A 19,925-nucleotide genomic window follows, 5' to 3' on the forward strand; every position below is an offset into this window, starting at 1 on the left:
GGAGTCGGCGCAACGGCAATCGGTAGAGCCGGTTTCGTGAGATCGGGCAAGGCATCAAACGGATGATCGGCCTGGGAGCGGCGCGAATTTTCGCCGCTCTCAGGGTATTTCAATTTGCATCCCTAACCGTATGGGAGGAAGCCGAAGCAATCCCCTGATGGTGTTGGCGTTTCAATTCTGGCGATACATGGCATCGCACTAATTAGAAATACTGGAGGAATGGAGATGAAGCAATACAACCCGCTCAAGCTCGCTGTCGCCGCCGTGGCGGTGATGACCGCAGTGCCGGCATTCGCGCAAAGCAGCGTGACGCTGTACGGTGTCGTCGATACAGGGATCGGCTATTTGAGCAACTCGAGCAGTCTGGGCGCAGTAAGCGGCGGCCGCTCGAAGGTCTACATGAATCAGGGCGTCTGGTCAGGCAGTCTGTTCGGCTTGACGGGCTCCGAAGATCTGGGCGATGGCACGAAGACCATCTTCAAGCTGGAAGGCGGCTACAACAGCGCAACGGGCGCCCAGCAGTTTGCGAACACGCTCTTCGGCCGCCAGGCCTATGTGGGACTGACGAACAATCGCTACGGTACGTTGACCGCCGGCCGTCAGTACACGTCGTATTTCCAGCTGCTTCAGCCGTACAGCTCGCCCAACTGGCTGAGCGGCGGATTCGGCGCACACCCCGGGGATATCGACGGGCTCGATAAAAGCTTCCGCATCAACAACAATTTTGTCTATACGTCGCCGAGCTTCGCGGGCCTGAAGGTGAGCGGCTCGTACGGGCTCGGCGGTGTCGCGGGTGCCACGGGCAGCGGGCAGACCTGGAGCGTCGCGGCTCAGTACGCACAGGGGCCGTTCGGCATCGCGACCGGATTCATGCGCGTCAACAATTCGACCGTGAACGGCGGTGCATGGGGCGCCAACTCCACTGCGCTCAGCGGTGGCGCGCAACCGGCGGTGTCGGCGATCAACTATGGCTATGCGACCGCGGCCAATCAGCAGCGCTTCGCCGTGACGAGCGGCTACACCTTCAGCCCGGTGTTCGATATCTCGGCTTCGTACTCCAACGTGCAGTACCTGCCCGGTATCGCGTCCGCCTTCCACGACAAGGCCATCTTCAATACGGGTGGCATCGTGCTGCACTGGAAGGCACTTCCGGCCCTCGATCTCGCAGCGGGCTATAGCTATACGGCGGCGACCAAGGCGAACGGCATCAGCGACGCGGCCAGTTATCAGCAGTTCAATCTGACGCAGTTCTATTCGTTGTCCAAGCGAACCGGTCTCTATGCGCTCGAGGCTTATCAGCGTGCGGGTGGCAAGACATTGACGCCGAATGCCGCCGGCACGAAGACCAGCATCATCGACGCGACGGCCTCGATTGGGGACGGTCAGAACAACACGCCGTCGTCGTCACGCAATCAGATAGCGATCATCCTCGGTATCGATATGAAATTCTGACGCACGATTCAGGCAGGCAGCAGGCATCCGGTCATACGCATCGCGGGATGCCTGCCTCGCAAGCCACCGGCATTCCATGCGTTAGCGACACGAGCAGCGCCGGAACGGGGATAAAGGACAAGGTAAACTACGTGCGCATCGTATTGCCCACGCCGTCTGCCTCGCCGCGCGGCGACGTCCCGAACCCAACGCCGAACATCTCATGAAAGTAGCCCGTCGCCGCGAAGCCATGCTCAAGGCCGTTCTCTCCGGCATGACCGAAGTGTCCGAGCTCTGCGAACACTTCGACATGTCGGAGGCCACCGTGCGCCGCGACCTGCGTGCGCTCGCCGACGAACGGCTCATTCTGCGCACCTATGGCGGCGCGGCTTCGGTCGGCAAGCATGCCCCCGAGGAGTCGCTCGAACAGCGCCGCCAGAGCTTTCAGGCGGAGAAGGATGCGATCGGCCACGCGGCAATGGCCCACGTGCGCCCCGGCGACACCATCTTCCTCGACAGCGGCACCACCACTGCCGCGCTCGCGCGCGCGCTCGCGCAGGCGGGCCAGCACGACATCCGCGTGGTGACGAACAACCTGCTCGCGGTTCAGGCGCTGGCGGGCAGCAGCGTGCCGCTCACGCTGATCGGCGGCGAGGTGCGCGAGCCGAGCATGAGCACCCTCGGGCCGATCGCGCACCTCGCGCTCACGCGCGTGACAGTCGACAAGGCGTTCCTTGGCGCCGATGGCGTGGTGCCGGGTCGCGGCCTGTGCGAAGCGACGGCCGACCAGGCCTATCTCAAGGAATGCCTGATGCGCCAGGCGGCCAGCCTCTTCGTGCTCGTCACCGCCGACAAGCTCAACCGCGACAGCCAGCAACACTGGGCGCCCATCGACAAGCCGTGGACACTCATCACCAACGCGAGCGCCTCGCACGCCGGGCTGCAAGCGTTCCGCAGTCTCGCGGGGCTCACGATCGAGACGATCTCGGTGCCCGGGGAAAGCGCGCATTGAAAGACGGAGCGTTCGGCAAACTCCCGAACTGATCAATTGGTATCGGACGCGATGGGAAATCGAAATCTATTTCCACGTGCTCAAGAATAGCTGCGAAGTCGAGACGCTGCAATTGGCCGCCGTCGACCGGATTGAGCGTGCGCTGGCCTTGTTCATGGTAGTGGCGTGGCATGCGACCTACCCGATGCGTAAAGGTCGCACCTGTCCGGATCTGGACGCCACTTTGTTCTTCGATCCAGATGAAATTCGCGGCGCCCATCTGCTGGCAAAAAAGAAGATGCCGGCGACGACGCCCACCGTGAACGAGGTCGTGCGGCTGATCGCGCAAATCGGCGAGCGCCCTGGCCGAAAGAGCGACGGCGAGCCCGGCGCCAAAACCATCTGGCGCGGCCTCGACAAAGTTCTCACTGCCGCTGACACGTTACGTGCGCTACGCGAAGGACTCGACTGACTTATGTATAACGCTATGCCTCTAATCCCACACAGATCGACAGCACGGATTAAGAATCGTCTGATTGCCCGCCGCCCGTCCTTGTCGCTACCGTGGGCGTTTCACCAACGGAAGTAGTTGAGTAATGGCTTTTACTGGCAAGTTTGTAGTAGATAACCAGGATATATGTAAGCTTGCTATTGTGGGACTCGGCACGTTTAAAGCTTACTCCGGGAACGATCAATACAAGAATCGCGGCGGCTGTACGGATGTTCCAGACAATGGACCGATTCCGGCCGGAAAGTATTGGATCGTTGACCGACCTACAGGCGGATTCAGGTCGCAAGCATGGGCCACAGCAAAGGATATAGGAAACTCCATAATCGGGTCGCCGGTAGACCATCGGGAATGGTTCGCGCTCTATCGCGATGATGGTGTGATTGATGACGTGACCTGGATAAACGTGTAGAGCGGGGTAATTTCAGGTTGCATCCGTTTGGAGGTCGCGGTATTTCGCCAGGATGCATTACTCTGCTAAACCATGCCGATTTTATGTTTATCCGGCGCGCCCTTCTGGGAACCACTACCGTCTCCGTCCGTAATTCTGGGCTTCGTGCATATGGAACAATTGAGGTAGTGACCTATGGCAACACTTGCCCGTAAGCTTTTCAAGGTTGCACTATTCTGCGTGCTGTTCCGCATCTCATTGGCCTACGTCCACACATACCCGATGCCTATGCCAGAAAGCCAGGGTATTGCTTGGTTGCATGCAGCAAATCGGCTCGGGATTCGCGACCCGGACGATTTATACATACCCGTTATCCTGGTAGTCAATCTGTTCGTTGCCGCATTGCTCTATATGGCGATCATGAAGCTATGGCGGCGGTATCGCTCAAAGTAAAGCCACGTCATGCAAAAGCCCGGACGCTACGCACCGTCCAGGCTGGTGCGGCCCTCCGTAGCGGGTGCGGTTGGCGTTACGCGGTAACTTCAAAAATGTTTTCGTTGATGTAGCGGCTAATTGCAGGTTTCAGGGTTCCGAATCCGGTACGCTTGCAAAGCGCCTCAAATTCCGTAATGTTCGCAGTCGCTATATATCGGGTGTCCAGATAGGCGCGCGCGATGATGACGGCGCAATCCTCGCCTACCTTGTCGCCGTTCGACATTTCATAACCCTTGATGATGCGCAATCCGCAGCAGGCGCAAATTTTCCAGGTGTTGCGCGGAGGCGAAACCTTTTTACCCGAAAGAAAATCAACAGCGCGATCATCAAACATCCTGAGTTGGCGAATCAATTGCATGTCGTTCCCCTTGCCCGCGTACCAGTGGGCAGAATTGGAGGCGCTGGGTGGTCTGAAGCATGTCGTTATACGCAACGTGCCCGTCGTTCGGCGACGGCGGAGATAACGGCAATGACGACAACCCAAAGTCCGACGGCACCCAGCCCTATTCGGTCGCCTACACGGAGCTCAATGCAGGCGCGGGCATTAGCGGAACGCCGTGGGCCGGCGCCTCGTTCGTCGACAACATGCCGACCAAAACCAATGCGCAGACGCTGACGCAAAGCGGCTGGACAGGCCAGATCACCTACGGCGTTTCCGGTAGCCCCAAAACCTTGCAGGTCAACAATACGGCCAGCGCCAACCTGAGCCCGATCGGCATCGTCGGCAATACGTCGGTCCGCCTCTTCGATCCTGACGACGCGACCGGCACGCCGCTCGGCACGACCACCGAGCCGAATCTCGACGGCGCGTTCGAAATCTGCGCTCCGGCTCCCGCAGGCAGCATCAGCGACAACGGCTATGCGACCACGGACATCCTGATTACCGGCAGTGCAAACCAGGCCACGAACGTCGCCGAGCTGGCGGGCAAGAGCTTCGTGTTCAACCAGTACTGCGACCCGATCACTCAGGCCGCGCCGCAAACGCTGACGTTCGACTCCGCCGGCAATGCCAGTTTCGAGCTGTACGGGCTCGACCAATTCCGGGCCGCTGACTGCCGTGCCGGTTCCCGCCGCAGCGTTCCAGAGCGCCATGACCGGCACACCCTATGGCGACGCGCAACAGGGACAGACGCTCTGGACGGTCTACCGCTTCGTGACCGCGACACAGACCGTGAAATACGTCGTCGTGGAGCGGGGCTCGGCGGACGGCAACTACATCGGCATGTGGTACTGAGCCCGGGCGCATCGGCGTGCCGTGCAGCCCCAGCCGGCACGACACGCCGATGCGAGCCGCTACCGCTCTGGCGCTACGCGCAGGCTGTCGTGATACTCCCGCATGTCCTGCGGCGCGAGGCCGTAAGCGCGCCGGAATGCCCGCGTGAAATCCGATGCGCTTCTGAAGCCGTGCGCATAGGCGACGTCCCGCACCTGTACACCAGGCCACGCGACGAGTTCCGCGGCGGCGGCACGCAGGCGCACATGGCGGATATAGGCGCCCAGTCCCCCGTCGTGCTCAAACAGGCGATAGACCGTGGGCCGCGAAAGGCCCAGCGACTCCACGACCCGCTCGGGCGAAAGATCGTCGTCGTGCAGGTTCGTCTGCACGTAGCGGCGCGCCTGGTCGAACGCCATGGCCCGCGCGAGCGCAACCTTGCTGCCCTTCAGCCCCGCCTGTTCGCCGAACGTATCCGCGATCTGCAGCACGATCTCGCGCAGAACGCGGTAGGCGTCCCAAGGCGCCATGCGGCGTATCTGCGCGGCAAACGACAACACGCGGCCCGTCAGATAACGCACCGCGGGCAGGTGCGGCGAGAGCGCGCGTCCATGCAGGGCCGAGGGGTCGGGAAACACGTCTTGCAGCAGTTCGCCCGGCAGAAAAATCGTGACGTGCCGGCAAGGCGCGCGCCGGCACTGCACCGGCTGGTCGAGATCGACGGCGAAGATGCCGCCTTCGAGCGCCGCGTCCTTGCGCTTGCCCAGATAAACGAGCTCGCTGCCGTGCGTGTCGCCCAGGAACACATGGAAGACGATGCTGCGCGCGTTGTCCCGCGAGATTCGCGCGATCGTGCGGTCTTGCGTGATGCGGTCCGTGTAGCAATCGGCAAACAGGAATTCGCCCACGACGTAGCGGTCGATCCAGCCTCGAAACGGCTGCCTGTGCTCATCGCGCGTCGTCAGGAGATCGACCACGCCGATCATGCGCTCGCACCACGCCAGAAGCTGCTGCGAGGCGGGCAGCGCGGCAACGTCGAAATGCTGGTGCACGATTTCGAGCTGCCGGGCCGGGTCGAGGGTGACGGGTAGATCCTGAAAGTGTGTCTTGACGGCGGACATAGCGAAAATTCAGTGGATCAGCCGGACAAGCGGAAAAACCGCTTTGCCTGCTCATGCGTGGCAAAGCAGTCATGATAGACGCATCCGCTTTTTCAAGCGGCGGCAATCATCGCGGCGCTCGAACCCGATTACTCGCCCACCTTGAAGATCGACACCGCCGCCCGTGGCGTTTCGGCCTGATTGGCCGTCGCCGGCGCCGCGAACGCGATTTCTCCCATGATGTCTGTGCCCCCTTGAAGCGTGCCTTGTGCGGGCTTTTTGGGATGACGTTAATTCTCGTCAATTCATATTCTTCTTGGCCCCGGATCACGGCCTCATCTTCCATCATTATGCAACGCCTATCCCTGCCCGCAATTCAGGGCTTAACGCCGACGGAATAATTGAGGTTATGACGCATGACAACACTTGCCCATAGGGTATTCAAGATCGCCCTGTTCATCGGGCTCTTTCTTATTTCAGTTCGTTATATCCCGCTATCGAACGAGTGGTCGACAAGCGAAACGCGTGCATGGTTTGCCGCTTCGGATTTGCTCGGTGTCCGCGATCCCGATGACCTGTATTTCGCGGTGTGGCTGACCGTCGAACTGATCGCGGCAGTGCTTGCCTATGTGGCAATTGTGAAGCTATGGCAGTGGTATCGCACGAAGTAATTGAGGTTATGACGTATGACAACACTTGCCCGTAGGGTGTTTAAGGTTCTGCTGTTTATAGGTCTGTACCTTCTGTCATTCCGCTTTGTCCGCCCGTACGACGATGGGTGGACAGAGTCCGAGATGCACGCATGGATACGCGCTTCGGAGCGGTTAGGCATCGACGATCCGGAAAACCTGTATATCGGCCTATGGATGACCATCGAACTGGTCGCGGCGGTGCTTGCCTATGCGGCGATCATGAAGCTATGGCGGCGGTATCGCACGAAGTAGATAAAGAAAGCCCCGGCGACGGGGCTTTCTTTTTGGATTTTTGGATATTACCTACGCGAGCCCCACCGCGTAGCGCGCGGGTCCACTGCCGAAGTGCGCGCCAACACCTGCCGCCGTCCACTCGTACCCGGGGCCGCGATCTTCAGACCCGATGAATATGAAGACCGCCGTCGATATGAAAAGAATCGCCCGTGCTGAACGGGAAACAGCCCGACGCCAATGACGCAACGGCCTTGCCGATCTCGTCCACGGTTCCCCAGCGCGGGATCGGCGAAAAACCTTGCCGCAGCTTCTCGTCGTAATCGGCCTGCGCCACTTCCGTCATTCTGGTCTGAAAGATGCCCGGCCGCACCTCGTACACCGGTACGCCAAGCTCGCCGAGCCGCGCGGCGAACAGCTTCGTTACCGTGGTCAATGCCGACTTCGAGATGCAGTACTCCGCTCTGTTCGGCGCGATCAAAAATGCGTTCGCCGAGGAGATATTGATGATCGAACGGGCGCGCCCTTCGGCATCGGCGTCCGCCGCAAAACGGCGAGCGAGGCGTTGCGTCAGAAAGAACGTGCCACGCAAGTTGATGTTCAGCAGCCGGTCAAAGCTCTCGGGCGTGACATCGAGCAGGTCGCCGCGTTTCTCCACGCTCACGCCCGCATTGTTCACGAGGCAATCCACGCTCCCCAACGACGCCTGCACTTCGTCGAGCAGCGCGTCATGTCTGCCGAGGTCGGCGATGTTCGCCTCGAAGAAAGCCGCGCGCCGCCCCGCTGCCCGTATCGTATTCAGCGTTTCGTCGGCGTCGCCATCGTGTTCCAGATCCGCGATGGCGATATCGAATCCGCTTGCGCAAAGCGCTCTCGCGATTGCGGCGCCGAGCCCGCGCCGGCCACCCGTAACCAGCGCGACCGGAGTCGATGAAACTTTCTTTTCGAGGGTAGGGTTCATATGCACATTGCTGGCTGAAGGATGTCTGTTCGGTACTTACGCGCTCAAGCCTTCATCGGCCAGGTACGCGCGAATGACGTCGGCGAAGTTCTCGTCACCGGCGAGACCGAGCGCATGCGCACGCGCGACGTCCCACTGGCCCGGCCAGCTCCCCACGATCTTTTCGACGCGCTCGTCGCGTTGCCAGTCGATGCGCGCCACGGCTTCGTCGCCCGCTACTTCGCGCAGCGCCGCGATCATCTCGTTCACGCTCACGGACAGGCCCGGCAGATTGATGACCGGCCGGTTGCCGAACTTCGCGCGATCGATCTCGCAGCCGGCGATCAGCGCCTTGACCGCGCTCTTCGGCGACAACAGCCACAGGCGCGTTGCGCCGTCGACGGGGCACACCGAGCGCTCGCCGTTCAGCGGCTCGCGGATGATGCCGCTCGCGAACGAAGAGGCCGCCGCGTTGGGCTTGCCCGGCCGCACGCTGATGGTCGGCAGGCGCAGCACGCGGCCGTCGACGAACCCGCGACGCGAGTAATCGCACAGCAGCAACTCGGCAATCGCTTTCTGCGCGCCATACGACGACTGGGGATTGAGCGCGGTGTCGTCCTGCACTACATCGGGCAACGCGCCGCCGTACACCGCAACCGAACTCGTGAACAAGACGCGCGGTGCATGACCCGCGGCACGACACACTTCGAGCAATGCGCGCGAGGCGTCGAGGTTGATCCTCATGCCGAGATCGAAGTCCGCCTCTGCCTGGCCGCTCACGATCGCGGCGAGGTGGAAGACGGCTTCCGTGCCCGTGTCGATGTAGCGCTCCAGCACCGCGCGATCGGAGATGTCGCCGGTCACGGCTCGCACGCGCGCATCGCCGAGCAGACGGTCGTTGGTCGGGCGAGCCACGTCGAGCAGCACGACTTCCGTGATGGTCTTGCCGTTCAGCGTGTTGCCCGCGAGCAGCTGGCTCGCGAGACGCTGGCCGAGAAAGCCGGCGCCACCGGTGATAAGGATCTTCATGGGGTTCGTTCCAGGTGTGTTCGGAGGTAGGGTTGGCCGGCCAGGGCCTTCGGATACGCGGGCTTTCGTGACCGGGCGAATCAATCGGAATCAGGCGAATTCAAAAGCAGATGCAAGCATGGCGCAGAGGCGCAATCACAACGCGCTCAACGCTTTCGCGAAGAAATCGATCGCGCCGAAATTGCCGGACTTGAGTGCAAGCGCGAGCGGCGCATCGCCGGCATTCGCATCGATGGACTGCGTCGCCGGTACGCCGGGATCGATCTGCGGCCCGATGCGCAATGAACGCACGCCGAGCGCCTGCACGACCGCGCCCGACGTCTCGCCGCCCGCGACGACGAACTTTCGCACGCCTTCGTCGCGCAATGTGCGCGCGATGGACGCGAGTGCGTCTTCGACGAGATGCCCCGCCTTCTCGACGCCGAGTTCCTTCTGTACGGCCTTCACTTCGTCCGGCGACGACGTCGCGTAGATCAGGACGGTTTCATCGTTTTTCATATGAGCACGCGCGAATTCGACGGCCTGTTCGACCACCGCCTCACCGCGCGACAACGCCAGCGGATCGATGCGAAAGCCCGGCTTCGACGCACGCCACTGCGCAACCTGTGCGTTCGTCGCTTTCGACGCACTGCCTGCCAGCACCACCGACTTGCCTTCGATCTTCGGCAGATCGGCCGCATGCTCCGCGTGCTCCAGCAGATTCGCCGCGCGGAAGTTGGCCGGCAAGCCAAGCGCGATGCCCGAACCGCCCGTAATGAGCGAAAGATCGCGGCATGCTTCTCCGAGCACGAACAGATCTTCGTCGCAAATGGCATCCGCAATCGCAACACGTACGCCGTCTTTTTTCAGCGCTTCGATACGAGCGCGAATCGCCTCGGCACCCTGCGCGATCGTGTCGTAGCGGATCAGTCCGACCTTCGAGCGGGTCTGCCGCTGCAAGACGCGCACGAGGTTCGCATCGCCCATCGGCGTGAGCGGATGATTTTCCATTCCCGACTCGTTCAGCAGCACGTCGCCGACGAACAGATTGCCGCGAAAGATCGTGCGACCATTTTCTGGAAACGCGGGGCAAGCGATCGTGAAATCGTCTTTCAACGCATCGAGCAACGCGTCCGCGACCGGACCGATGTTGCCTTTGTCCGTCGAATCGAAGGTTGAGCAATACTTGAAGAAGAACTGCCGGCAGCCTTGAGCGCGCAGCCATTCGAGCGCTTCGAGCGACTGGCTGACCGCGGCGTCGGCCGCGATCGTACGGGACTTGAGGGCGACCACGAGCGCATCGGCCTCAAGCGGCGCGCCGCTCGCCGGCACGCCGATGGTCTGAACGGTGCGCATGCCGCCGCGCACGAGCATATTGGCGAGATCGGTCGCGCCGGTGAAATCATCGGCGATACAGCCGAGCAGTGCCTGCGCCATTATTTCGCTCCCTTCGGGACTTCCATGTCCGCAAAAATCCTGATAACCGCAAGAACCATCCTGGCCTCCAAGGCCAGCGGCAACCGCCGCGCCTCGCTGCAAGCCTGTCTGCACCAAGCGAACCGACCCGGCCGGTCGTGTCGTTCGACTCATGCCGCCGGGTCGATGATGCCACTACTGATGATTACTGCTCGCCCCAACGGCCGACGACCTGCTCCTGCACGCCGAGACCCTCGACGCTCAGACGCATCACATCGCCGGGCTTGAGATACTTTTCCGGCTTCATGCCGAGCCCGACGCCCGGCGGCGTGCCCGTGGTGATGACGTCGCCCGGCTCCAGCATCACGAACTCGCTGATGTACGACACGAGCTTGCGGATCGGGAAGATCATGTCGGACGTCGACGAGTTCTGGATACGCTCGCCGTTCAATTCCAGCCACAGCGACAGGTTCTGCACGTCGCCGGCTTCGTCGCCGGTCACGAGCCACGGGCCGAGCGGGCCGAACGTCGGCGCCATCTTGCCCTTGACCCACTGCCCGCCCTGTTCGAGCTGGAACGCGCGCTCCGAGACGTCGTTGCACACACAATACCCTGCGACGTAATCGAGCGCATCCTGCTCGCTGACGTTGTGCGCGCGCTTGCCGATCACCAGTGCGATTTCCACTTCCCAGTCGGCCTTCGTCGACTTCAGCGGCAGCAGCACGCGGTCATTCGGGCCGCAGATGCAGGACGGCGCCTTGTTGAAGAGGATCGGCTCCGCGGGAATCGGCGCATTCGTTTCGATGGCGTGCTGTACGTAGTTCAGACCCACGGCAATGAAGTTGCCCGGACGCGAAATGCACGCGCCAATGCGAGGATTGCCCTCGACGACGGGCAGCGTCGCGAGATCCAGCGCGCGGATTGTCTCGACGCCGTTGTCGGCGAAGAACGCCGGATTGAAGTCGCTCACATGCGCCGACAGGTCGCGAATCTTGCCTTCCTGATCGACCAGACCGGGCTTTTCCTGCCCCGCGTTACCAAAACGTACCAGTTTCATGATGGATTTCCGTTATGCAAGGATGAACACCGATCAGCGCGACTGCCCCAGTCTGCTGATCTCGAGGGTATAGATCTGACAGGGGTCGCCTGCCGCCGAGTACTGCTGCCAGTCGACGTCGCCCAGCGCGCGCGCCGTTTCGCTCGCACCGTGTTCCGTCGTGCATTCGATCAGAAGCACACGCGAGGGCACCGCGAACGCGCCGCCGCGATGTTGCGCCTCCGTCGTTTTGACGTTGCTCGCATCCGTGTCGGCGGCGAACAGGTGGGCGGCCACCACATCCGGCCGCTTCAGGATGCGCGGAAACAGCTCCTGCGCGACGAATTCGATCAGCCGCTTCGCCGCGCCCTCTTCCACGCGCAGTTGCAGCGTGATCGCATAGGCGCCGGTGCTATCGCCAGTGGAATGCTCGATCTGGCAGATCGAGCGCGCGGTATTGCGGAAATGCTTGACGTTGGCCTGCGTCGACGGCGCCGGATTGTTCAGGCGTTCGAGATAGGCGGGCCCCGTCAGCGTATCCAGATCGACGGCCTCGTAGACCGTCAGCCATTCGGGCGACGCACTCGCGCCGCGATAACGGCGGCCGCGCAGGAACCCGTCGATCGACAGGCGTTCAGGAATATGGTCCTTGTTGTGCCATTCGTAGAAGTCCGCTCGCGCCTCTTCAACGATATCGTTCCAGATGAGAACGAAGGCGGAACCCAGCAACGACATGATGGATGTCTCCGGTTGTGATGACGGCGGTTAGCGGATATGGAAGAACTCGAGGATCGCGTCGATCTGTCCGGTGTGCATGTCGACACCCGTCGCGGTCGGACAGCCGTACCGGCGCGCATGAGCGATCAGCGCACTCGGGCGATCGGCCGGGCGCAGCACCACGTCGCCGACAATAACCTGACTGTCGAGCGGACCGAGGTCGACCGGCATGCCGTCGTCATCGCGCATCCCGACGATCGACGCATTGACGATCAGATCGTGACCGGCCGCGCTCGCGGCCGCGCTGCGCACGTCGCATCCATCCGCGTCCCGCGCAAGCAGGTTCGCGAGATTCGCCGCACGCGCCGTGTCCTTGTCATAGACGCTGAGCGCCTTCACGCCCGCGTCCAGCAGTGCGCCCGCTATCGCGCTGCCCGCCCCGCCGCAGCCGATCACAAGCGCGCGCTTGCCGGCCAGCTCGTGTCCATGCGCGATCAGCCCGCGCACAAAACCCTCGCCATCGAACATGTCGCCGAACCAGCCGCCGTCCGCTTCGCGGCGCAATGCATTGACCGCGCCCACGCGCTGCGCACGCGGATGCACACGATCGGCGATCGCGAGCGCGTCGGCCTTGAACGGCGCCGTCACGAGCACGCCGTCGAGATTGCGCAGCTTCAGCAGCGCCGGCAGCACCTCGTGAATCTCGGAAGCGGCGATGTGCACCGGCACGAGCACGGCGTCGATGCCCGCCTTCGCCAGCTCCCCGCAATAGACTTCCGGCGAGCGCACCTGCACGACCGGATCGCCGACGATGGCATAGAGGCGCGTCTTTCCTGTGATCGAAGGTAGCGTGCTCATGCGTGGCTCCCGTACCATTCGGCGACGCGCTGCGAGCGATAGCGGCGCGCCTTGCCCGACGTTTCCGCGGCGAGGCCCATGAGACCCGGCGCGAAGATGCGTGCGTCCATTTCGCGCAGATCCGTTGCCACGGGCGTGCGGAAATCCATCTGCGAGAAGATGTCGCGTTCGAGATCGACGCCCGGCGCGACTTCGATCAACTCCAGGCCCGCTGCGCCGACCCGGAACACCGCGCGCTCGGTCACGAAGAGCGCGGTATTGCCGCGTTGATGTGCGAGCGCCGCGTTGTAGCAGATCTGTTCGAGAGAACCGACGAATTTGCGGTGCCGCCCTTCCTGCACGATCGTCGTGCGGCCGCCGTTCCACTGCACGTCGAGACCGCCTGCGGTCAGCGTGCCGCTGAAAATCACCCGCTTCGCGTTCTGGCTGATATTGATGAACCCGCCGACGCCGACGATCTTGTCGCCGAAGCGGCTGATATTGACGTTGCCATGCGCGTCGACTTCTGCGAAAGACAGGAACGCCAGATCGAGGCCGCCGCCGTCATAGAAGTCGAACTGCGAGGGCTGCTCGATCATCGCCGCGAAGTTCTGCGCGCCGCCGGAGTCGCGCCCCGTGATCGGCGCGCCGCCGATCAGCCCCTGCTCGTTCGTCAGGATGACCGAATCGAGCAGACCTTCCTCGGCCGCGACGGTCGAGAGTCCGGTCGAAATGCCCGCGCCGAGATTGCAGACCGCCGCCGGATACAGTTCCATGGCCGCGCGCCTCACAATCACCTTACGCGGCCCGAACGGCAGCGGCTTGATTTCGCTCAGCGGCACGCGCAGCTCGCCCGCGTAGCTCGGGTCGTAGTCGGTCGCGTAGGTTTGCCGCTGTTCGGATTCGACCACCACGAAGTCGACGAGAATGCCGGGAATCTTGACCTGCTTCGGCGGCAGCGTGCCGCTACGCGCCATGCGCTTCACCTGCACGATCGTGATGCCGCCCGCGCGGCGCGCGGCCTGCGCCATCGCGATCATTTCGCCGAGCACCGCTTCCTGCTCCATCGTGATGTTGCCGTCCTCGTCGGCCGTCGTGCCGCGCAGGAAAGCGACGTCGATCGGGAACGGCTTGAAGCGCAGCCACTCTTCGTTGTCGAGCGTAATCAGTTCGACGAGCTGCTCCTCGGTGCGCGGACTTTGCCGGGCGCCCTGCTGGCGCGGATCGACGAACGTGTTCAGGCCGGTCTTCGTGATCAGGCCGGGGCGGCCGCCCGCCATTTCCCGCATCAACTGGGACAGCACGCCCTGCGGCAGCGTATAGGCCTCGATGCGATCCTGAGCGGCCATCTCCAGCAGCCCCGGCGAGTCGATCAGCGCGCTGGTGATCGCCCGCTTGAGCAGACCGTCGTGAGCGAGGTGGCTCGCGCCGAGCGCGGCGCGGTCGCCGATGCCGACGACGCTGATCGACGTGAGATCGCGCGGCTGCTGCTCGGCGAGAAAACGCCGCTCGACGGCCGCGAGCAGCGCCTCGGGGACCGCATGCCCGCCGCCCGATCCGCTGATCAGGACCGAGTCGCCTGTACGCACCAGGCTTGCCGCTTCGTCAGAAGTAATTCGTTGCATGAGAGTGTCTGCGTCCGGTTGAATTTGGAAGGCCGCCCGCGCGGCCCGGCAATCTCAATGTAACCGGTCTCATAAATATCCGCAAGAACGACCGCATTATTCCAGGGAAGACCCCTATGTTTTGCGTATTAGACGCATATTTCACTGGATAGACGTTGCGAAAAACAAAATGTAACCGGTATTATTTCTGCACCACGGCGGGTTTCATGCCGCGCCGGCAACCCGACCGGGTGCCGCCGGCGCGCGGCACCGCCGCCCCCAGCCACGTCACAGGAGAGATCAGATGGCAATCAAAGGTGTAGAAATTGGCGACGAATACCGTTTCGCGAAGACCGTCGGCGAGACCGACGTCACATTGTTCGCGGGCCTGACGGGCGATTTCAGCGATACCCACATCAACGAGCAGTACATGCAGGAGAAATCCGCGATCGGCCGGCGCATCGCGCACGGCGCCCTGCTGGTGGGCTATATGTCGACCGCGTCCACGATCAGCATCGCGCACATCATCCACCGCACCGATCTCGACGAATTCCCCGTGTCGGCCGGCTACGACCGCATCCGCTTCATCAAGCCGGTGCTGCTCGGCGACACCGTGACCGTCATCTACCGGGTCGCGGAAATCGACGAGGTGAAGCGCCGCAGCACCGCGGACATGGAAGTCGTCAACCAGCACGGCGAGGTCGTCGCGGCGGGCCGCCACCTGATGAAGTGGGCCAGCAAGCTGTCCAACAAGAGCTAGCCCGGGGGCGCGCTGCCGCACCGCTATAATTCGGACAGACAGCGCAAACGGACCGGGAACCGGCCACGCATGGTGAAGACGAAAACGACAATGGAAGATACGGCCACCGCCCGCAAGACCCGCGTGACGAGTGTCACCCTGCGTGACGTAGCGAAATTCGCCGGCGTGTCCTCGGCTACCGTCTCGCGGATGATGAACGCGCCGGAGCTCGTCTCGGACGAACTCCGGGCCCGCATCACCGCCGCGATCAATCACCTGGGGTGGGTGCCCCACGCCGCCGCGCGTGCGCTCGCCACCCAGCGCACGGCGACGATCGGCGCGGTGTTCCCGACCGTCTCCAACGAGCACTTCGCCACCGCGATCCAGGAGTTGCAGGAAGCGCTGGAATCCGCGGGCTATACGCTGCTGCTCGGCTGCTCCCAGTACGACGTCAAGCGCGAACTCAATCAGGTTCGCAACATGCTCGAGCGCGGCGTCGATGCGGTCGTGCTGGTCGGCGAATCGCATCACCCCGATCTCTACTCGCTGCTTGCGCAGCGCAAGGTCCCGTTCGTCAATACGTTTACCTTTCACAGGAACAGCGAGCACCTGTGCGTCGGCGTGGACAATCACCGGGCGTTTTTCGAATTCACCACGTATCTGCTCGGCCTCGGCCATCGGCGCTTCGCGATGCTGTCCCAAACGGCGGATTCGAACGATCGTGCGCTCGCGCGCCGGGAAGGCGTGCGCGATGCGCTCGCGGAACACGGCCTCGGCATTTCGGCGGCACATATGGTCGAAGGATTCTGGGGCGTGCGCGTCGGCCGCGAGCTGTTCTCGCGCGTAATGAGCACGCCGCAGCCGCCGACCGCCGTCATCTGCGGAAACGGCTCGTTCGCGATCGGCGCAATGCTCGAAGCAATGCAGGCCGGCTACGAGATACCGAAGCAACTGAGCCTCGCGGGCTTCGACGACTTCGAGGTCATGTCCGAGCTCCCCATTCCGATCACCACCGTGAGCGTGCCCAGCGCGCAGATCGGCCGCAGCGCCGCGCAGATGATCCTCGCGGAGCTGTCGGGCGGCGAACGCGCGCAGAGCATCGAATGCGAGGCGGAGATCATCATCCGCACCTCGTCGGGGCCGCCGCCGCGCAGCCGAAGCCCGAAGTAAGGCTTCAGGGAACGGGCCGGCCGCGGGCGGCTTCGAGAATCGCGTACCAGTCCTGCCGGTCCAGTGCGATCCGCAGCCCGTCGACGGCGGCCTGCACCGAGTCGAGCCGGCGGCTGCCGACGATCACGTACGGCGCGCCGGGCACGCGGAAAATCCACGCGTAGGCGATCGCCAGCCAGCTCGCGGCGCCATATTTCTGCTGCAAGCCGGCCATGACGCCGCGCACGCGCCGGGCCGCCTCGTCCGTCGCGGAGAACAGGCGTCCACCGCCGAGCGGCGACCAGATCATCGGCGACACCTTCGCCTGCGCGAGGACGGCGAGCATATCGCTATCCAGCGCACCGGTGGCGAACGGGGAGAATTCGATCTGGTTGGTGGCGAGCGCCGTCCTCGCGTGCAGCAGCTCGAATTGCCGCACCGAAAAATTCGACACGCCGAATGCGCGAATCTTCCCCTGCTCGACGAGCGACTGGGCGGCGAGCGCGATGTCATCCATGTTCATCAACGAATCGGGCCGATGGATCAGGAACAGGTCCAGATGGTCGGTCCCGAGCCGCCGCAACGATTGTTCGACGGCTTCGCGCAGATAGGCGGGGCTGGAATCGTAGTACTTGAGCGGGCCTTCGCCGGCCGGCGATGCGGCCGATGACGCGCCCAGCCGGATTCCCGCCTTGCTGACGATCTGCATCCGGCCGCGCAGCGACGGGTCCAGCGCCAAGGCCTCCCCAAAAAGGGACTCGACCGCCCCGCGGCCGTAGATGTCCGCATGATCGAAAGCCGTGACGCCGAGCTCGATGCAGCGGTGCATAAAATCGACGAGTTCGCCGGCGGACATGCGCCAATCGCAAACACGCCACATCCCCGCCACCACGCGTGGCATGCCGAGTTTCGCGAGTGCGTCAGTCGATTCGCCGGGCAACCGGTCTTCACTGGATTTTTCCATTTCTGTAAACGGTCTCATAAATCGGATTCAGAGTATCGGTGCGCCTTATTGTCACGTATATACCCCATGAATTCCAATGCTTTAGGTGTATTCCCTGGATTCGTGGAATCGTCGTTGCCTCCTTTAATGAGACCGGTTACATTACCGACTCGATCATAGAATCCGGTTGGGTGGAGACAACATGCAATCTGAAGTTACCTTGCCCCGAAAGACCTCCAAGCGCTGGTACCGTGAAATCACGGCGTCCCAGTGGCGTGTGCTGATTGCCGCATGGGGCGTCTGGGTCAACGATGCGCTGGACTTTCTCGCCATCACCTTCGTGCTGCGCGACATCGCGCGCACCTTTGGCGTTTCTCTCGACACCGCCTCGCTGCTGCTTCTGGCAACGTACGGCGTGCGCTGGATCGGCGGCCTGCTCTTCGGCGGCCTGAGCGACCGGATCGGACGCAAAATCCCGCTTCTCATCACGCTGACATGGTTCACGGCCGGGGCCATCGCCACCGGCCTCTCGTGGAACTTCACCTCGCTGGTGGTGTTCCGGCTGCTGCTCGGCTTCGGCATGGCGCCCGGCTTCTCGCTGGGCGCCGCGATGGTCGCGGAATCGTGGCCGGAGCGCTACCGGGCAATCGGCATCGGCATTCTCGATACGGGCTGGGGTGTGGGCGCGATCGGCGCCGCGCTCGCCTACGAGTTCATCTACCCGGCCTTCGGCTGGCGCGGCATGTTCTTCGTCGGCTTGCCGCCGGCGCTGCTGCTCGCGCTCTTCATCATCTTTTTCGTCCCCGAATCCGCGGCGTGGAAGGAAGGCCGGACCAAGTCCAGCACGCAGGGCCAGAAGAATCCTGTTGCCCAGCTCTTCAAACGCTATCCGGGCCGCGTCGCCTATCTCGCGCTGCTGATGTTCGTGCTGTGCTTCGGGTCGTGGCCGTTCCAGGCGCTGCTGCCCACGTATCTGCGTTCGCTGGATTTCCCCGCCGGCTTCGTCAGTTCGGTGGCCATGGCCTCCGCCGTCGGTCAGATCTTCGGCTTCGTGGCATCGGGCTTCATCGCCGAACGAGTCGGCCGGCGCCTCGCGATTGCGCTGATGATCGGCCTCGGTTCGCTATGCGTGGCCGGCGTAGTCATGACCGCCTCCAACACGCTGCTTGCGCTGGCGTGCGCCTTCCTCAGCGGATTCTTCCTCATCGGCTCGTCGGGCATCTGGGGCACGATCCTGACGGAAAACCTGCCGCGCGACGTCCGTGCCTCGGGGGTGGGCTTTCTCTACAACTTCGGCGTGATCGGCGGCGGTCTCGCACCGTTCATCGTTCTCTCGACCATGCATCGCCTGTCCCTGTCCATGGCTAACGGCATCATCGCGTTCACGATCGGCGCCGCGATTCTGGGGATGATCCTGCTGCGTTTCGCACGCGAAACGAAGGGTATCGATCTCGCGCAAATCGATATGGAAAGCTGATGAGCGTCTGGCCGACATAAGTCCCGGCCGATCCGACAGGTATCGCCACACGACAGCACACCGGGGGGAACCCAATGGCAACCTTGGAGAGCAAGGCAGGAATCCGGATCAACACCGACAGCACCGGTGCCGGCATCGTTCTCATGATTGTCACGACGGCAGTATTCGCGGCCAGCGATACGACCGTGAAAGTCATCGGCTCCACGGTTCCCCTTCTGGCGCTGCTCTGCGTGCGCTATCTGTTTCAGGTGATCGCGTTAGGCATCTGGCAGGTGCGGCGCGATCTCTCGGGACTCTTCCGCACCGGAAGCCTGCCCCTGCAGATGGCGCGCTCGTTGCTGCTGCTCAGCAATACCGCCTGCACATTCGCGGGCCTGAGGCATCTGCCGCTGCCCGTCACCACCTCGCTCGCCATGCTCGCACCGCTGATCTCCACGCTGCTGGCGGCGCTCGTCCTGAAAGACGACGTGCCGCTGCGCAAATGGGCGATGGTCATGCTCGGCTTCATCGGCATGTTGCTGGTCGTGCGGCCGGGGAGCAGCCAGTTCACGTGGACCGTCCTGTTCCCGATCGGCGCGGCCACGAGCTTCGCCTGCTATCAGGTCGTATCGAGCCATCTGTCGCGCATCGACGATCTCAACACGACGAACTTCCTGACCGCGCTCGGCGCGACCGTGGTACTCGGCGTGTTCCTGTGGCTGGGCCGGCATGACATGCTCCCGGCGCTGGCTCGCGTGCAGCCGAAGAGCTGGCTGCTGGTCGCGCTCATGTCGAGCGTGGCGACGGCGGGTCATCTGCTCATGTTGCAGGCGCTCAAGCGCGCGCCGCTCTCGCTGCTGACGCCCTTCGCTTACGGGCAGCTGGCATTCGCGGCGGTTTTTAGCTGGCTGATATTCGGTCAGACACCGGACCTGTGGACGGCCATCGGCATGTGCGTGATCGCGGCGAGCGGCATGGGCACCGTGCTCATGCGCAAACAGAGCGCCGCGCGATGACTGCCGATCTGT

The 19,925-nt window shown here is 62.9% G+C and carries 22 protein-coding genes and 1 pseudogene; 12 read left to right on the plus strand and 11 right to left on the minus strand.

What is annotated here, in order from left to right; translation table 11 throughout:
• Window positions 1-225 precede the first annotated feature (225 nt).
• The 5 genes and pseudogenes from F3J20_RS00065 to F3J20_RS00085 all read left to right on the plus strand — a co-directional run bounded on the left by F3J20_RS00065 (window position 226) and on the right by F3J20_RS00085 (window position 3,774).
• Window positions 226-1,452 (plus strand): porin, encoded by a 1,227-nt coding sequence (locus F3J20_RS00065; RefSeq protein ID WP_167037145.1) that lies wholly within the window; start codon window positions 226-228, stop codon window positions 1,450-1,452.
• A gap of 202 nt (window positions 1,453-1,654) precedes the next feature.
• Entirely contained in the window at window positions 1,655-2,443 is a 789-nt protein-coding gene (locus F3J20_RS00070) for a DeoR/GlpR family DNA-binding transcription regulator (protein ID WP_167281263.1), read from the plus strand.
• A complete protein-coding gene (locus F3J20_RS00075) occupies window positions 2,439-2,894 on the plus strand; it encodes an IS4 family transposase (protein WP_345889827.1) in 456 nt (151 codons plus the stop codon). Before F3J20_RS00070 ends, F3J20_RS00075 begins: the two co-directional genes overlap by 5 nt.
• Before the next feature lie 124 nt (window positions 2,895-3,018).
• A pseudogene (locus F3J20_RS00080) lies at window positions 3,019-3,536 on the plus strand (DUF2778 domain-containing protein).
• Complete coding sequence (locus tag F3J20_RS00085) at window positions 3,517-3,774, plus strand: hypothetical protein (protein ID WP_167037151.1); 258 nt, start codon at window positions 3,517-3,519, stop codon at window positions 3,772-3,774. The pseudogene F3J20_RS00080 and the gene F3J20_RS00085 overlap by 20 nt, the downstream one beginning before the upstream one ends.
• A 76-nt stretch (window positions 3,775-3,850) precedes the next feature.
• Here F3J20_RS00085 and F3J20_RS00090 read toward each other — a convergent pair whose 3' ends face one another.
• Window positions 3,851-4,174, minus strand: a complete 324-nt coding sequence (locus F3J20_RS00090; RefSeq protein WP_167281265.1) for a hypothetical protein — start codon at window positions 4,172-4,174, stop codon at window positions 3,851-3,853.
• Window positions 4,175-4,239: 65 nt separating this feature from the next.
• A complete protein-coding gene (locus F3J20_RS00095; protein ID WP_167281267.1) occupies window positions 4,240-4,908 on the minus strand; it encodes a hypothetical protein in 669 nt (222 codons plus the stop codon).
• Between F3J20_RS00095 and F3J20_RS00100 the strand changes: the two genes are divergently transcribed.
• A complete protein-coding gene (locus F3J20_RS00100) occupies window positions 4,907-5,050 on the plus strand; it encodes a hypothetical protein (RefSeq protein ID WP_167037160.1) in 144 nt (47 codons plus the stop codon). The genes F3J20_RS00095 and F3J20_RS00100 overlap by 2 nt on opposite strands.
• 59 nt (window positions 5,051-5,109) lie before the next feature.
• Here F3J20_RS00100 and F3J20_RS00105 read toward each other — a convergent pair whose 3' ends face one another.
• Entirely contained in the window at window positions 5,110-6,150 is a 1,041-nt protein-coding gene (locus tag F3J20_RS00105; protein WP_167281268.1) for an AraC family transcriptional regulator, read from the minus strand.
• A 395-nt stretch (window positions 6,151-6,545) separates the two neighbouring features.
• Here F3J20_RS00105 and F3J20_RS00110 point away from each other — a divergent pair, with 395 nt between their 5' ends.
• Together F3J20_RS00110 and F3J20_RS32490 are read left to right on the plus strand one after the other, a co-directional pair.
• Entirely contained in the window at window positions 6,546-6,800 is a 255-nt protein-coding gene (locus F3J20_RS00110) for a hypothetical protein (protein ID WP_167281270.1), read from the plus strand.
• A 123-nt stretch (window positions 6,801-6,923) separates the two neighbouring features.
• Window positions 6,924-7,073, plus strand: a complete 150-nt coding sequence (locus F3J20_RS32490; protein ID WP_345889814.1) for a hypothetical protein — start codon at window positions 6,924-6,926, stop codon at window positions 7,071-7,073.
• Window positions 7,074-7,215: 142 nt separating this feature from the next.
• Here the strand turns inward: F3J20_RS32490 and F3J20_RS00120 are convergent, their stop codons facing one another.
• The 7 genes from F3J20_RS00120 to F3J20_RS00150 all read right to left on the minus strand — a co-directional run bounded on the left by F3J20_RS00120 (window position 7,216) and on the right by F3J20_RS00150 (window position 14,631).
• Entirely contained in the window at window positions 7,216-8,013 is a 798-nt protein-coding gene (locus F3J20_RS00120) for a 3-ketoacyl-ACP reductase (RefSeq protein WP_167281273.1), read from the minus strand.
• 36 nt (window positions 8,014-8,049) lie between these two features.
• On the minus strand, window positions 8,050-9,021 hold the full coding sequence (gene denD / locus F3J20_RS00125) for a D-erythronate dehydrogenase (RefSeq protein WP_167037172.1): 972 nt from the start codon (window positions 9,019-9,021) through the stop codon (window positions 8,050-8,052).
• A gap of 135 nt (window positions 9,022-9,156) precedes the next feature.
• A complete protein-coding gene (gene otnK, locus F3J20_RS00130) occupies window positions 9,157-10,437 on the minus strand; it encodes a 3-oxo-tetronate kinase (protein WP_167281274.1) in 1,281 nt (426 codons plus the stop codon).
• A 184-nt stretch (window positions 10,438-10,621) separates the two neighbouring features.
• Window positions 10,622-11,473 (minus strand): fumarylacetoacetate hydrolase family protein, encoded by an 852-nt coding sequence (locus tag F3J20_RS00135; protein ID WP_167037177.1) that lies wholly within the window; start codon window positions 11,471-11,473, stop codon window positions 10,622-10,624.
• Window positions 11,474-11,506: 33 nt separating this feature from the next.
• Window positions 11,507-12,187 carry a DUF4286 family protein gene (locus F3J20_RS00140; RefSeq protein ID WP_167037180.1) on the minus strand — a complete coding sequence of 227 codons (681 nt, stop codon included), beginning with the start codon at window positions 12,185-12,187 and terminating at the stop codon, window positions 11,507-11,509.
• A gap of 30 nt (window positions 12,188-12,217) precedes the next feature.
• A complete protein-coding gene (locus F3J20_RS00145) occupies window positions 12,218-13,027 on the minus strand; it encodes a ThiF family adenylyltransferase (RefSeq protein WP_167281276.1) in 810 nt (269 codons plus the stop codon).
• Window positions 13,024-14,631, minus strand: coding sequence for a CoA-transferase (locus tag F3J20_RS00150; protein WP_167281278.1), 1,608 nt, complete (start codon window positions 14,629-14,631; stop codon window positions 13,024-13,026). The genes F3J20_RS00145 and F3J20_RS00150 overlap by 4 nt, the downstream gene beginning before the upstream one ends.
• A gap of 283 nt (window positions 14,632-14,914) precedes the next feature.
• On the opposite strand from F3J20_RS00150, the gene F3J20_RS00155 reads away from it, so the two are divergent.
• On the plus strand, window positions 14,915-15,370 hold the full coding sequence (locus F3J20_RS00155; protein WP_167037189.1) for a MaoC/PaaZ C-terminal domain-containing protein: 456 nt from the start codon (window positions 14,915-14,917) through the stop codon (window positions 15,368-15,370).
• Between the two features lie 90 nt (window positions 15,371-15,460).
• Window positions 15,461-16,519 (plus strand): LacI family DNA-binding transcriptional regulator, encoded by a 1,059-nt coding sequence (locus F3J20_RS00160; protein WP_240158669.1) that lies wholly within the window; start codon window positions 15,461-15,463, stop codon window positions 16,517-16,519.
• 4 nt (window positions 16,520-16,523) lie between these two features.
• Here F3J20_RS00160 and F3J20_RS00165 read toward each other — a convergent pair whose 3' ends face one another.
• Complete coding sequence (locus tag F3J20_RS00165) at window positions 16,524-17,480, minus strand: aldo/keto reductase (protein ID WP_345889815.1); 957 nt, start codon at window positions 17,478-17,480, stop codon at window positions 16,524-16,526.
• Window positions 17,481-17,643: 163 nt separating this feature from the next.
• Here F3J20_RS00165 and F3J20_RS00170 point away from each other — a divergent pair, with 163 nt between their 5' ends.
• On the plus strand, window positions 17,644-18,918 hold the full coding sequence (locus F3J20_RS00170) for an MFS transporter (RefSeq protein ID WP_167037198.1): 1,275 nt from the start codon (window positions 17,644-17,646) through the stop codon (window positions 18,916-18,918).
• A 74-nt stretch (window positions 18,919-18,992) separates the two neighbouring features.
• Complete coding sequence (locus F3J20_RS00175) at window positions 18,993-19,913, plus strand: DMT family transporter (protein ID WP_167281279.1); 921 nt, start codon at window positions 18,993-18,995, stop codon at window positions 19,911-19,913.
• The last annotated feature ends 12 nt before the right edge of the window (window positions 19,914-19,925 follow it).

Source organism: Paraburkholderia sp. Cy-641 (assembly GCF_011752945.1).
Taxonomy (GTDB): Bacteria; Pseudomonadota; Gammaproteobacteria; order Burkholderiales; family Burkholderiaceae; genus Paraburkholderia.